Consider the following 12,662-nt stretch of genomic DNA (forward strand, 5'->3'; position numbering starts at 1 on the left):
GGTCCCGACGACCATCCGGACGACATCATCCCGGCAGCGCCGCAGTACCGGGCCGACGGCGAGCGGATGTCGGACGGGGAGCTGGACGGGGTGGACGAGGCCGAGGTGCTGGCCGCCACCGCCGATCTCGACGACTCCGGCGATGCGCTGCTGATCCCGGACAGTGCCCCGCTGACCCTGGCCGCCGTCGAGGCGCAGCTGGACCGGCGGCGCAACGAGGTGCAGATCAGTCCGACGCTGGACCGGATCACCGCGCTGATGGATCTGCTGGGCAACCCGCAGCAGGCCTACCCGGTGCTGCAGATCGCCGGCACCAACGGCAAGACCTCGGTCGCCCGGATGATCGACGCGCTGCTCACCCGGCTCGGGGTGCGCACCGGCCGGTTCACCTCCCCGCACCTGCAGGTGGTGACCGAGCGGATCAGCCTGGACGGCACCCCGATCGACGTGCAGCGGTACGTCGAGGGCTACGCCGACGTGGCGCCGTACGTCGACCTGGTGGACGCGGCGAGCGCGAAGGACGGCGGCATCCCGCTGTCGAAGTTCGAGATCCTCACCGCCATGGCCTATTCCGTCTTCGCCGATGCCCCGGTGGACGCCGCGGTGATCGAGGTGGGCCTCGGCGGCACTTGGGACTCGACCAGCGTCGCCGACCCGCGGATCTCGGTCATCACGCCGATCGGTATCGACCACACCGAGTTCCTCGGTGAGGACCTTCCGTCCATCGCCGGGAACAAGGCCGGGATCATCAAGCGCGACTCGGTCGCGGTGATCGGCCGGCAGGACCCGGCCGCGATGGAGGTGCTGCTCCGCCGGTCCATCGAGGTGGACGCCGCGGTCGCCCGCTTCGGCGCCGAGTTCACCGTGCTGGAACGCTCTTTCGCCGTCGGTGGTCAGCGGCTGACGCTGCAGGGTCTGGGCGGCGTCTACGAGGACGTCTTCCTGCCGCTGTCCGGCGAGCACCAGGCGGAGAACGCGGCGCTGGCCCTCGCCGCGGTGGAGGCCTTCTTCGGTGCGGGTGCCGGCCGGCAGCTCGACCTGGCCGCCGTCCAGGACGGGTTCGCCGCCGTGTCCTCGCCCGGCCGGCTGGAACGGGTGCGGACCTCGCCGACGATCATCGTCGACGCCGCGCACAACCCGGCCGGGGCGTCCGCACTCGCGGCGGCACTGGCCGCGGAGTTCTCCTTCCGGCGGCTGGTCGGCGTCATCGCGGTGATGGGGGACAAGGACGTGCGCGGTGTGCTCACCGCTCTCGCCGACTCCTTCGACGAGGTCGTGGTGACGGTCAACTCCTCGCCGCGCTCGCTGCCGGTGCCCGACCTCACCGAGATCGCCGTCGACGTCTTCGGCGAGGAACGGGTGCACTCCGCCGAACGGATGGACGAGGCCATTGCCCTGGCCGTCGATCTCGCCGAGTCCGGCGACGACGAGCAGGTCGCTGCCGGCACCGGGGTCGTGGTCACGGGCTCGGTGGTCTCCGCCGGCGACGGCCGGGCACTGGCCGGATTGGCCCCGTCATGAGCGCGCCGGACCGATCGGAAGGATCGGGAGCGCCGGACGCCGGCGCCGCAGCGGAACGGCCGGTCGGCCGCCCGTACGACCCGGAACGCGGCCTGCGCGGCGCGATGTCGGCCACGCTCGTGCTCGAGGCGATCACCGTGCTGCTGTCCATCCCGGTCGCCCGGAACACCGGGAACGGCACCGGTGTGGTCGGTGTCGTGCTGATCTGCGTGCTCGCCGTCGCGATGATCGGCCTGTGCGCGTACGTCTCGCGGCCGTGGTTCCTCCCGGCGGTCGCGGTGCTGCAGGCGCTGACCATCGCCGGCTGGTTCATCTCCGGGCCGCTGGGCGTGATGGGCGTGGTCTTCGCGCTGGTCTGGGCGGTGCTCTGGTGGTTCCGCAACGAGTTCAGGCGCCGCCTCGCCGCCGGTACGCTTCCGGTGGCGCCGCCCGCACCCGGATCCTGACCCGGATCGGTCCGGACCGGTGTGCCCCTGCCCGTCCGGCCGCCTCGTGCGGTCGTGGGCGAGACGACCGCGGGACCGACCTGCGGCGTGAGGTGAAGGAGTTCTGGTGACCGAACGCACCCTGGTGCTGATCAAGCCCGATGGCGTCCAGCGCGCGCTGGTCGGCGAGGTGATCGCCCGGATCGAGCGGAAGGGTCTGCGCCTGGCGGCGATGGACCTGCGCACCGTGTCGGTGGAGGTCGCGCGCACCCACTACGCCGAGCACGACGGCAAGCCGTTCTTCGACTCGCTGGTCGAGTTCATCACCTCCGCCCCGCTGGTGGCGATGGTGGTCGAGGGCGACCGGGCGATCCCGGCGTTCCGTCAGCTCGCCGGTGGCACCGACCCGGTCGAGAAGGCCACCCCGGGCACCATCCGCGGCGACTTCGGCCTGATCACCCAGTTCAACCTGGTCCACGGTTCCGACTCGCCCGAGTCCGCCGCCCGGGAGATCGCCCTCTGGTTCCCCGGCCTGTGACCGACGCACCGACCGAGCCGGCGGGGCACGACGGGACCGTCGTGCCGGACGAGATCGTCTCCCGCCGGGTCGGCCCGGCCGCGACCATGGCCGCGGACAGCGCCTTCGCCGTCGCCCTGGTGACGCTGTGGCACCGGGTCTCGCTGGCCGGGGGAGCCGTCGGCTTCCTCGCGGACAGCACCCGTCCGGAGATCGCCGCCCGGGCGGCCGGCGTGGTCGACGGACTCAAGCGCGGCCGCACCCGCGGCCAGGCGTTGACCGCCGGCCGCACGCTCGTCGGCTTCGGCCTGCTGACGCCGGGGGAGTCGCTCGTCGCGCACACAGGGATGATCACCTTGGTGATGATCGATCCCGATCACCAGCGCCAAGGGCTCGGCGACCGGATCATGGAAGGCCTGCTGGAGCAGGCGCGGGAACTGGGGATCGAGCGTCTCGAGCTGACCGTGCGCGGAGGCGAAGGCCTCGAGCGCTTCTACGCCCGCTTCGGTTTCGAGGTGGAAGGCAGCCGACCGGGCTGGATCCGCGTCGCGCCCGGTGACGACCGCGACGAGGTCTTCCTCAGGATGAGACTGGCCTGAACATGGCGGCCGCGGGTCGCGCGTCCTGTAGGGGATCGCGGTCAGTGGTGGCGGGAGGGGCGGCGGCCGCCGCGGAGGAACGCCCAGCAGACCAGCGCGAGGCCGACGACCAGCGTGGTGAGCCCGATGATCACCGGCACCATGATGTTGAAGCCGGTGGCGGCGAGGGCGACGCCCTCCTCGGGGCCGGGGACCGGGGTGGCGACCGGTCCGGTCTCGGCGGAGGCCGGACCGACGGCGAGCAGCCAGATCCCGAGCGAGGCCAGCAGGACGGCCGCGGCGGCCACTGCTCGGCGTACCCGGTCCATGTCCGCTCCTCCTGCCGCTGGGCGATCGGTCAACCCGGATCGGTCAACCCGACGTGTGCCCGTCCCATGACGGACCTGTCTCATTGTCCAGACGTATGAGCCCGGTGTGAGGTGGCATCGCGGTGCTGCCTTTGATTGTGACGCTTCTCACAACAGTTCCGAACGCCGCGAGCTTCCGCGGAACGCTGTCGTGCTGTAGCGGGATTCCCGCTGGTCGTCGCGTCCGCCGTCGGCCACGGCTCGGCCCCTGAACGTCCTCCTGGGTGTCGGCGCGAAGCGGTACCGTCCCCGGCTGTGGACGACAGCCAGCGGGCCGCGGACCCGGCCGGAGCGGTGGCAGCAGCCCCGGTGACTCCGCCCGAGCTGCTGATCCGTGCCCGTGACCTGCGGAAATCCTTCCCGGTCAAGGGCGGCGAGACGGTCGAGGCGGTCCGCGGTATCGACCTGACGGTGCCCCGCGGCCAGGCCTTCGGGTTCCTCGGGCCCAACGGTGCCGGCAAGTCCTCGACCATGCGGATGATCGCCTGCGTGTCCCCCCGGACCTCCGGGGACCTGCAGATCCTGGGGCTGGACCCGGCCCGCGACGGCATCGACATCCGGGCCCGGCTCGGTGTCGTGCCGCAGCAGGACAACCTGGACGAGGAGCTGTCCGTCCGCGACAACCTCTACATCTACGGCCGGTACTTCGGGATGTCCCGCCGCGCCTGCTGGGCGAAGGCCGACGAGATGCTCGAGTTCGCGCAGCTCGAGGAGAAGGCCTCGGCCAAGGTCGAGACGCTCTCCGGCGGTATGAAGCGGCGGCTGACCATCGCCCGTTCGCTGATGAACGATCCCGAGCTGCTGCTGCTCGACGAACCGACCACCGGGCTCGATCCGCAGGCCCGACATGTGCTGTGGGACCGGTTGTTCCGGCTCCGCCAGCGCGGCGTCACGCTGATCCTGACCACGCACTACATGGACGAGGCGGAGCAGCTCTGCGAGCGTCTGGTGGTGATGGACGGCGGGCTGATCGTGGCCGAGGGGTCGCCGCAGGAACTCATCACGCAGTACTCGACCCGCGAGGTGCTGGAGCTGAGGTTCGTCCCCGGCGAGCAGCACGCCGCCGAGCCGGCGGCCTCCGCCCTGGTGGAGCGGATCGAGGTGCTGCCGGACCGTCTTCTGCTCTACACGCCCGACGGCGACGAGACGCTGACCGCCGCGCACCGGGCCGGGATCCGGCCGCTCTCCGCGCTGGTCCGTCGGTCGACCCTGGAGGACGTGTTCCTCCGGCTGACCGGTCGGAGCCTGGTCGAGTGAGCAGCCTGGTGGGGCGGCCGTGAGCACCGTCCGGGATCCGGGGAACACACCCGCCGCGCCGTCCCCGCTGCCGGCGCCGTCGTCGGGTGCGGCGATGGGTGCGGTCTGGGGCTACCTGATGCGGACCTGGCGGGCCACCGCGGTGGGCAGCGTGCTGAGCGCGATCGGGGTGCCGGTGCTGACGCTGCTGGCAATGGGTCTGGGCCTCGGCACGCTGGTGGACCGTGGCAACCGGGCGGCCCTGCCCGGTGGGGTGGGGTACCTGCAGTTCCTGGCGCCGGCCCTGGTGATGGCCGCCGCGGTGCAGACCGCGGTGACGGAGGCCGCCTACCCGACGTTCGCGAAGTTCAAGTGGCGCCGGGTGTTCTTCGGCATCAGCGCCACCCCGGTCACCCCGCGGCAGATCGCCGCCGGCGAGGTGCTGTTCGTCGCCACCCGGGTCGCCGTCGGTGCCATCCTGCTCTACCCGATCCTGTTGCTGTTCGGGGCGGGCGGCGGCTGGCGTGGGCTCTGGATGGTGCCCGTCGCCGTGCTCACCGCCTGCGCCTGTGCGGTCTGGGTGCTGGCGTTGGTCGCGGTGATGCACAGCGAGGGTGGCGCGCTGAACCTGCTGTTCCGGTTCGGTGTGGTTCCGATGACGCTGTTCTCCGGCTCCTTCTTCCCGGTCGACACCATGCCCGCCGGCATGCGCTGGATCGCCTGGATCTCCCCGCTGTGGCACGGGAACGAGGTGGCACGCAGCGCCGTGCTCGGTACCGCCGCTCCGCTGCCGGTGCTGGGCCACCTGGCGGTGCTGGTCGTGATGCTGCTGCTGGGGGCTGTCGTGGCGGTGCGGAAGTTCCAGCGGCGGTTGGTGTCGTGAGCGCGCCGACCCGCGGGGCCGACCGGGCGCAGATGGGCAACCCGTTGCTGTGGCGGATCCTGCCGCTGCACCTCTACGCGCGCCGGTCGCACGTCCTGCTGGAACGGTCGCTGCGTGCCTACCGCCGCAGCTGGTACGTGGTGCTGTCCGGCTTCTTCGAGCCGGTCTTCTACCTGCTGGCGCTGGGACAGGGCGTCGGCGCGCTGGTCGGCGACGTGCAGACGGCCAACGGGCCGGTCGGGTACGCCGCCTTCATCGCGCCCGGGCTGCTCGCCACCTCGGCGATGAACGGTGCCATCTACGACGCGACCACCAACGTCTTCTTCAAGCTCCGCTACGCCAAGCTCTACGACACGATGCTGGCCACCTCGCTCGGGCCGGTCGACGTCGCGGTCGGCGAGGTGACCTGGTCGCTGATCCGCGGCGGCCTCTACTCGCTGGGTTTCGTCGGGGTGATCTCGGCACTCGGCCTGGCCGCCGACTGGACCGTGCTGCTCGCCGTCCCGGCCGCTCTGCTGATCGCCGCGGGATTCGCGGCGGTCGGCATGGCGGTGACCTCGTTCGCCCGCAGCTTCCAGCACCTCGAGTGGATCAATGCGGCCCTGCTGCCGATGTTCCTGTTCTCGACCACCTTCTTCCCGCTCGATGTCTACCCGCGGGCGGTGCAGATCCTGGTCGAGGTGTTCCCGCTCTACCACGGCATCGAGTTGATGCGCGGGCTGACGCTGGGGGAGCTGCACGTCGGGCTGCTCTGGCACGCCCTCTACTTCGTCGGCATGGCGCTCATCGGCGTGGTGGTGGTCACCCGCCGGTTGGACAAGCTGCTGCTGCGCTGAGCCGTCGGCAGGTCGCGGACCTGCGCGGGAAGGTGCTTCCCGGCCCCGACCGGCCGGTGTCGGGGTGGTGTCCGGCCGGGAAACGCAGTTGTGGGATAGTGGTAGCGGTACGTCGGCGGGGGGAGACCCCGGCGGACGCACCCGGCCAGGTCGGTTCGCCGCAGCCCGGCCCGCCGGCGGGTGTGACGCCGGTAGGGCGGCAGCAGGCGGGATCGATCGGTCGATCCACCGAAGACTTCTCCGGCTGTCCGGCCGGGCTGCGGCACCGACGATCGGGTCGCACGCGGGCGGGCACCGGCCACTGCAAGAACGGCTCCTGTGCGGACGCGTTGCTACGCGCCCGGGGGCCGTCGAGAGGACGTACCCCATGACCGAACCCACCGTTTCACTCGCGCAGGCGCTCGACGGCCTGCCGGCCCGGCTGCGGGTCCACGAGCTGGCCAAACGCGCCGGGCTCACCTCCAAGGAGACACTGGCCCGGCTCGCCGCCGCGCATGACGTCTCGGTGCCGTCGGCCCAGTCCTCCGTGGACCGCGACGTTGCGGAGGCGCTGCTCACCGTTGTCCTCGGTGCCGACGTCGCGGCTGCTGACGCCGCTCCGGCGGAGGCCACACCGGTGGCGGCGGATTCGAACGAGGCCGCGCCGCTGTTCCTGCCGCCGGCCGAGGTGAAGACCCCCCGATCCCGCTCCCGCAAGCTGAAGGCCGCACCGGCGGAGGCTCGTGAGGCCATCGCCACCGAGCCGGCTGCAGAGCCGGGCTCGGACGCGGCCGACCCCGCCGTGGACGGCGCGGCCCCGGACGCAACGGCACCCGCGAAGCCGGCCCGCCGTCGTCGCGGCACGAAGGCCGCCACCGAGCCGGCTCCGGAACTCACCGACGCGTCGACCGCTGCATCGCCGACCGAGGCACCCGAGGCCACCGAGGAATCGGAGTCGACGTCCGCCGAGCAGAGCGCCGACGCCGCGAGCACCACCGAGCCGGCCGAGGGTGAGCAGGCCACCAGCGGGCGCGGTCGAGGCTCCCGACGCGGTCGCGGCGGCCGCCGTGGCCGTGGCGCCCGCGCCGGGGACGAGCCGTTGCCCGACGAGACCGAGGCACTCGCCCCCGCGGAGGCCGCCGATCCTGCCGAGGCCGTCGGGACCGACACCACCCCGTCGAACGAGAGCGACGACACCGAGTCCGCCGAGGGTGCGGCCGAGGACGACTCCGAGGAGACCGGCGAGGCCGGCGGCCGCCGTCGGCGCCGCCGCGGGCGCCGCGGTCGTGGCCGCCCCGTCGACGAGGCCGGTGAGACCGGCGACGACGAGACCTCCCGGTCCGCGGACGAAGTGGCAGCCGGCAGCACCGACGAGACCGGTTCCGCCGAGGACGAGGGCGACACCGACGACTCCGATTCCGATTCCGGGGACGCCGCCGAGGGTGCGGACGGCAGCCGCCGTCGCCGCCGGCGCCGGCGCCGCGGTGGTGACGGCGAGGCCGGCCGTGAGGACGACCCGGACAACACCGTCGTGCACGTGCGGGAGTCCCGCCCGGCCTCCGAGGAGGTCCAGGGTGTGCGCGGGTCCACCCGGCTGGAGGCGAAGCGGCAGCGCCGCCGGGACTCCCGCGAGTCCCGCGGCCGCCGTCCGCAGATCCTGACCGAGGCCGAGTTCCTGGCCCGCCGCGAGGCGGTCGACCGGGTGATGGCCGTCCGCCAGCGCGGGGACCTCGCCCAGGTCGCGCTGCTGGAGGACGGCGTGCTCGTCGAGCACTTCGTGTCCCGGGCCGGCTCCGAATCGCTGATGGGCAACATCTACCTCGGCCGGGTGCAGAACGTGCTGCCCTCCATGGAGGCGGCATTCGTCGACATCGGGCGCGGCCGGAACGCCGTGCTCTACGCCGGTGAGGTCAACTGGGACGCGGCCGGTCTGGCCGGCAAGGCGCGCCGCATCGAGACGGCGCTGAGCAGCGGCGACACCATCCTGGTCCAGGTCTCCAAGGACCCGGTGGGGCACAAGGGCGCCCGGCTCACCACGCAGATCTCGCTGCCGGGACGCTTCCTGGTCTACGTGCCGGGCGGCGGTGCCACCGGCATCTCGCGCAAGCTGCCCGACACCGAGCGCAAGCGGCTGAAGTCGATCCTGGACCGGATCGTGCCGGAGGACGCCGGCGTCATCATCCGCACGGCTGCCGAGGGCGTCCCGGAGGAGGACCTGGCCCGCGACGTCGAGCGGCTGAAGTCGGCCTGGGAGGACATCCAGTCCCGGTCGCAGCAGAAGCAGAGCGCGCCGACCCTGCTGTCGGCCGAGCCGGACACGCTGATCAAGGTCGTCCGCGACCTGTTCAACTCCGACATCAACCGGCTCGTGCTGGACGGCCCGGACGTCTACCCGCAGCTGTCCGAGTACGTCACCGCGGTCGCGCCGGAACTGGCCGACCGGGTGGAGAAGTACGAGGCGCCGGCCGGCTCGTCGAAGGACGTCTTCTCCGGATTCCGGATCGACGAGCAGATCGCCAAGGCCCTCGAGCGCAAGGTGCACCTGCCGTCCGGCGGTTCGCTGGTCATCGACCGCACCGAGGCGATGACCGTCGTCGACGTCAACACCGGCAAGTACACCGGTTCCGGCGGCAACCTCGAGGAGACCGTCACCCGGAACAATCTGGAGGCGGCCGAGGAGATCGTGCGGCAGATGCGGCTGCGCGACATCGGCGGGATCATCGTCGTCGACTTCATCGACATGGTCCTGGAGAGCAACCGCGAGCTGGTGCTGCGCCGTCTCACCGAGGCCCTCGGCCGGGACCGCAGCCGGCACCAGGTCGCCGAGGTCACCTCGCTCGGCCTGGTCCAGATGACCCGCAAGAAGATGGGCACCGGGCTGGTCGAGGCGTTCTCCGAGCCCTGCCAGCACTGCGGCGGTCGCGGCATCGTGCTGCACGACGTCCCGGTGGAGCAGCACAGCCCGGACGACGACGGGGACAAGCGCGCTCGCGGCCGGCGCGGTCGCTCCGGTCAGGACAACAACCGCAACGGTGCCGGCGGGCAGAACTCGGGGTCCGGCGGAAGCCGTGCGGAGACCCCGGTCGAGCAGCCCCGCGTGGTGGTGCCGGGTGTCCGCAAGCCGGACCCGCGCGGGCCGAAGCCGCCGGGGTTCGCCGCTGCGGTGGCCGTGGCCGAGCACCCGGTCGACGGGGCGGTCGAGCAGGTGGTGGTGACCGCCGATGCGGCTGCTCCTGCCGAGGTGCCGTCCGAGGCCCCGGTGTCCGAGGAGTCGGCGGCGGACCGCGGCGCCCGCGAGGCAGCGGCGGCCGTGGCCTCGCTGCACCTGGGTGCCGGTGCGCGTCCGGCCGGTGCCGCACTGTCCGACGATGCCTCGGCAGCGGTGTCGGCGGTGCTGGCGGCACTCGAGGCCCGCACCCGCGACACCGTGTCGCCGCTCGGTGAGCCGGCGGCGGACGCTGCTGTGGCCGGTGTCCTCGTCGACCCCGCGCAGGACGGCACCGCCGAGCGCACCACCGGGCGGCGGCGTGGCCGCAGGGCCGCCGGCCGCCCGGCCGGTCCCGCCGCATCGGAGACGACGTCCTTCCAGGGCATCACGGCCAACGGGTCGGACGGACCCGGGGCGGGCGCCGACGGTTCCACCGTCCACGGCTCCACCGCGGCCGTGCCCGTCACCGGCGTCGTGGTCATCGACAACGCCGTGACCACGGACCAGCCGACCCCGGCCGGCGGCACCGTCTCGGTGGGCGAGCCCGCCGGTGCGGCGCGCCCCCGTCGGCGCCGGGCCGCCAGCCGGCCGGCGGGCGCCCCGACCGGCGGCTCCACCGACGGTTTGGTGACGGAGCCGGACCGCGGGTAGAGTGTGCAGTCGGCCCGCTGCCAGGCAGCGGGTTTTGCAGTGCCCGTCGTCGGATCCCGGTTCCCGGGACGCCGCAGGCCGGAGCCCGGGAGGGCCGGGCCGCGAGTTCGACAGGGCGGCGCGGCGACAAGTGCAGCAGTGGTTCGGCAGCAGTGCAGTGCGGTAACAAGCGCGGTAGAGAAGACAACGAGCAGTACAGGACAGGGAAGGCGCGTCACATCATGTACGCGATCGTCAAGACCGGCGGCAAGCAGTACAAGGTCGCCGAGGGCGATGTCATCGAGGTCGAGAAGCTCGAGGGCGAGCCCGGCGCTGCCGTCACCCTCCCGGCCGTGCTGCTCGTGGACGGCACCGACGTCACGGCCGCTGCGGCGGACCTCGCCGGCGTCACCGTCTCCGGTGAGCTGCTGGCCCACACCAAGGGCCCGAAGATCGTCATCCACAAGTTCAAGAACAAGACCGGCTACCACAAGCGCCAGGGTCACCGCCAGCCGCTGACCAAGGTCCGCGTCACCGGTATCTCTGTCGCCGGCTGAATCAGGGAGATCTGACATGGCACACAAGAAGGGCGCATCCAGCTCCCGCAACGGTCGTGACTCGAACGCCCAGCGCCTCGGCGTCAAGCGCTTCGGTGGCCAGGTCGTCGTCGCCGGCGAGATCCTGATCCGTCAGCGCGGCACCAAGTTCCACCCGGGCGACGGCGTCGGCCGCGGCAAGGACGACACCCTCTTCGCCCTGGTCCCCGGCTCGGTCGAGTTCGGTACCAAGCGTGGCCGCAAGACGGTCAACATCGTGGCCCAGCCGGCCCAGGTCTGAGACCGGCCACCACGCAGCAGCTCTCCCACGAGGGGCGACGCCGGTACTCCACCGGGGTCGCCCCTCGTGGCGTTCCGGGGGACCGCACCGGAACACCGCACCAGGTAGTACTCCGCTGAGAAGTCCCCGCCCAGCAGTCCCGTAGGTCCCGCAGTACCTGATCGTTGGAGGTCCCCATGGCCCGGTTCGTCGATCGAGCCGTCCTGCACGTGCAGGCCGGTGACGGTGGGCACGGTTGCGCCTCCGTGCATCGCGAGAAGTTCAAGCCGCTGGGCGGCCCGGACGGCGGGAACGGCGGCAACGGCGGCGACGTGACGCTGGTCGTCGACCCCGGCGTGCACACCCTGCTGGACTTCCACTTCCGCCCGCACGCGAAGGCCGGCAACGGCCGCCCGGGCCACGGCGACCACCGCGACGGCGCCAACGGCGGCGGACTCGAGCTGCACGTGCCCGCGGGCACCGTCGTGCTGGACGCCGACGGTCACGTCCTCGCCGACCTGGTGCCGGGTACTTCCTACGTCGCCGCCAAGGGCGGCCGCGGCGGGCTGGGCAACGCCTCGCTGGCCTCCCGGTCCCGCAAGGCACCGGGCTTCGCACTGCTCGGCGAGGCCGGGGAGGCCGCCGAGCTGACCCTGGAGCTCAAGTCCATGGCCGACGTCGGCCTGGTCGGCTTCCCCAGCGCCGGCAAGAGCTCGCTGGTGTCCGTGCTGTCGGCGGCCCGGCCCAAGATCGCGGACTACCCGTTCACCACGCTGGAGCCGCACCTGGGTGTGGTCACCGCCGGGTCCGAGGTGTTCACCATCGCCGACGTCCCGGGTCTGATCCCCGGTGCGAGCGAGGGTCGCGGCCTGGGACTCGAGTTCCTCCGGCACATCGAGCGCTGCTCGGTGCTGGTGCACGTCGTCGACTGCGCCACCTACGAGCCGGACCGCGATCCGGCCTCCGACATCGCCACCCTCGAGGCCGAGCTGGCCAACTACACCCCGTCGCTGGCCGGCGACCTCGCCGACCGCCCGCGTCTGGTGGTGCTCAACAAGATCGACGTCCCCGAGGCCCGGGAACTCGCCGAGTTCGTCCGCGACGACCTGGTGGCCGCCGGCCACCGGGTGTTCCTGGTGTCGACCGCCACCCACGAGGGTCTCGACGCGCTGCGCTTCGCCCTCGCCGAGGTGGTCGCCGCCGACCGGGCCAGCCGTCCCGTCAAGCGGACCGAGCGGATCATCATCCGGCCGCAGGCGGTCAACGAGGACCAGTTCACCGTCGTCCCGGATCCGGAGGAGCCGGGCGGGTACCTGGTGCAGGGCGTGCGCCCAGAGCGCTGGATCAAGCAGACCGACTTCTCCAACGACGAGGCCGTCGGGTACCTGGCCGACCGGCTCGCCCGGCTCGGGGTGGAGGACAAGCTCGCGAAACTCGGTGCCTCGCCGGGTGATCCGGTGCGTATCGGGCACGTCAGCTTCGACTGGGAGCCGACCGTCGGGATGGGCGAGGACTACACGCCGACCGGCCGCGGTACCGACGGCCGCATCGACCGGGTGGACCGGGTCGGGGCTGCCGAGCGCAAGGCGCTGCACCGGCTGCGCCGTGGCCTGCCGGTGCAGGACGAGGAGTTCGAGGACCTGCAGGGCGACATCCGGTGACCGT

The 12,662-nt window shown here is 72.4% G+C and carries 12 protein-coding genes; 11 read left to right on the plus strand and 1 reads right to left on the minus strand.

The features are described 5' to 3' along the window. Nucleotides 1-66 precede the first annotated feature (66 nt). The 4 genes from GIS00_RS04085 to GIS00_RS04100 all read left to right on the plus strand — a co-directional run bounded on the left by GIS00_RS04085 (nt 67) and on the right by GIS00_RS04100 (nt 3,062). A complete protein-coding gene (locus tag GIS00_RS04085) occupies nt 67-1,521 on the plus strand; it encodes a bifunctional folylpolyglutamate synthase/dihydrofolate synthase (protein WP_154767880.1) in 1,455 nt (484 codons plus the stop codon). Beyond that, nucleotides 1,518-1,967, plus strand: coding sequence for a DUF4233 domain-containing protein (locus GIS00_RS04090; protein WP_154767051.1), 450 nt, complete (start codon nt 1,518-1,520; stop codon nt 1,965-1,967). Before GIS00_RS04085 ends, GIS00_RS04090 begins: the two co-directional genes overlap by 4 nt. 106 nt (nt 1,968-2,073) lie before the next feature. Continuing rightward, nucleotides 2,074-2,484: a nucleoside-diphosphate kinase gene (ndk, locus tag GIS00_RS04095; RefSeq protein ID WP_322097470.1), complete on the plus strand. Its 411-nt coding sequence runs from the start codon at nt 2,074-2,076 to the stop codon at nt 2,482-2,484. Beyond that, complete coding sequence (locus GIS00_RS04100; RefSeq protein WP_154767053.1) at nt 2,481-3,062, plus strand: GNAT family N-acetyltransferase; 582 nt, start codon at nt 2,481-2,483, stop codon at nt 3,060-3,062. Before ndk ends, GIS00_RS04100 begins: the two co-directional genes overlap by 4 nt. 41 nt (nt 3,063-3,103) lie before the next feature. Here the strand turns inward: GIS00_RS04100 and GIS00_RS04105 are convergent, their stop codons facing one another. Then, nucleotides 3,104-3,370 (minus strand): hypothetical protein, encoded by a 267-nt coding sequence (locus tag GIS00_RS04105; RefSeq protein WP_154767054.1) that lies wholly within the window; start codon nt 3,368-3,370, stop codon nt 3,104-3,106. 333 nt (nt 3,371-3,703) lie between these two features. On the opposite strand from GIS00_RS04105, the gene GIS00_RS04110 reads away from it, so the two are divergent. The 7 genes from GIS00_RS04110 (at nt 3,704) to obgE (ending at nt 12,658) form a co-directional block, all read left to right on the plus strand. Then, a complete protein-coding gene (locus GIS00_RS04110) occupies nt 3,704-4,666 on the plus strand; it encodes an ABC transporter ATP-binding protein (protein WP_407666788.1) in 963 nt (320 codons plus the stop codon). A 19-nt stretch (nt 4,667-4,685) separates the two neighbouring features. Beyond that, nucleotides 4,686-5,528: an ABC transporter permease gene (locus tag GIS00_RS04115; RefSeq protein WP_154767055.1), complete on the plus strand. Its 843-nt coding sequence runs from the start codon at nt 4,686-4,688 to the stop codon at nt 5,526-5,528. 32 nt (nt 5,529-5,560) lie between these two features. Then, nucleotides 5,561-6,364, plus strand: a complete 804-nt coding sequence (locus tag GIS00_RS04120; protein WP_154767882.1) for an ABC transporter permease — start codon at nt 5,561-5,563, stop codon at nt 6,362-6,364. 367 nt (nt 6,365-6,731) lie between these two features. Then, nucleotides 6,732-10,202 carry a translation initiation factor IF-2 N-terminal domain-containing protein gene (locus GIS00_RS04125; RefSeq protein WP_154767056.1) on the plus strand — a complete coding sequence of 1,157 codons (3,471 nt, stop codon included), beginning with the start codon at nt 6,732-6,734 and terminating at the stop codon, nt 10,200-10,202. Between the two features lie 221 nt (nt 10,203-10,423). Then, nucleotides 10,424-10,738, plus strand: coding sequence for a 50S ribosomal protein L21 (gene rplU / locus GIS00_RS04130; protein ID WP_154767057.1), 315 nt, complete (start codon nt 10,424-10,426; stop codon nt 10,736-10,738). Between the two features lie 16 nt (nt 10,739-10,754). Beyond that, nucleotides 10,755-11,018, plus strand: coding sequence for a 50S ribosomal protein L27 (gene rpmA, locus GIS00_RS04135; protein WP_154767058.1), 264 nt, complete (start codon nt 10,755-10,757; stop codon nt 11,016-11,018). A gap of 176 nt (nt 11,019-11,194) precedes the next feature. After that, nucleotides 11,195-12,658 (plus strand): GTPase ObgE, encoded by a 1,464-nt coding sequence (obgE, locus tag GIS00_RS04140; protein WP_154767059.1) that lies wholly within the window; start codon nt 11,195-11,197, stop codon nt 12,656-12,658. The last annotated feature ends 4 nt before the right edge of the window (nt 12,659-12,662 follow it).

This window comes from Nakamurella alba (assembly GCF_009707545.1).
Classification (GTDB): Bacteria; Actinomycetota; Actinomycetes; order Mycobacteriales; family Nakamurellaceae; genus Nakamurella; species Nakamurella alba.

What these genes read in the sequence shown, in the direction of transcription:
- GIS00_RS04085 (WP_154767880.1), top strand. Translation starts at nt 67, where the DNA reads ATGTCGGACGGGGAGCTGGACGGGGTGGACGAGGCCGAGGTGCTGGCC.
- GIS00_RS04090 (WP_154767051.1), top strand. Translation starts at nt 1,518, where the DNA reads ATGAGCGCGCCGGACCGATCGGAAGGATCGGGAGCGCCGGACGCCGGC.
- GIS00_RS04105 (WP_154767054.1), bottom strand. Translation starts at nt 3,370, where the DNA reads ATGGACCGGGTACGCCGAGCAGTGGCCGCCGCGGCCGTCCTGCTGGCC.
- GIS00_RS04120 (WP_154767882.1), top strand. Translation starts at nt 5,561, where the DNA reads ATGGGCAACCCGTTGCTGTGGCGGATCCTGCCGCTGCACCTCTACGCG.
- GIS00_RS04125 (WP_154767056.1), top strand. Translation starts at nt 6,732, where the DNA reads ATGACCGAACCCACCGTTTCACTCGCGCAGGCGCTCGACGGCCTGCCG.
- rplU (WP_154767057.1), top strand. Translation starts at nt 10,424, where the DNA reads ATGTACGCGATCGTCAAGACCGGCGGCAAGCAGTACAAGGTCGCCGAG.
- rpmA (WP_154767058.1), top strand. Translation starts at nt 10,755, where the DNA reads ATGGCACACAAGAAGGGCGCATCCAGCTCCCGCAACGGTCGTGACTCG.
- obgE (WP_154767059.1), top strand. Translation starts at nt 11,195, where the DNA reads ATGGCCCGGTTCGTCGATCGAGCCGTCCTGCACGTGCAGGCCGGTGAC.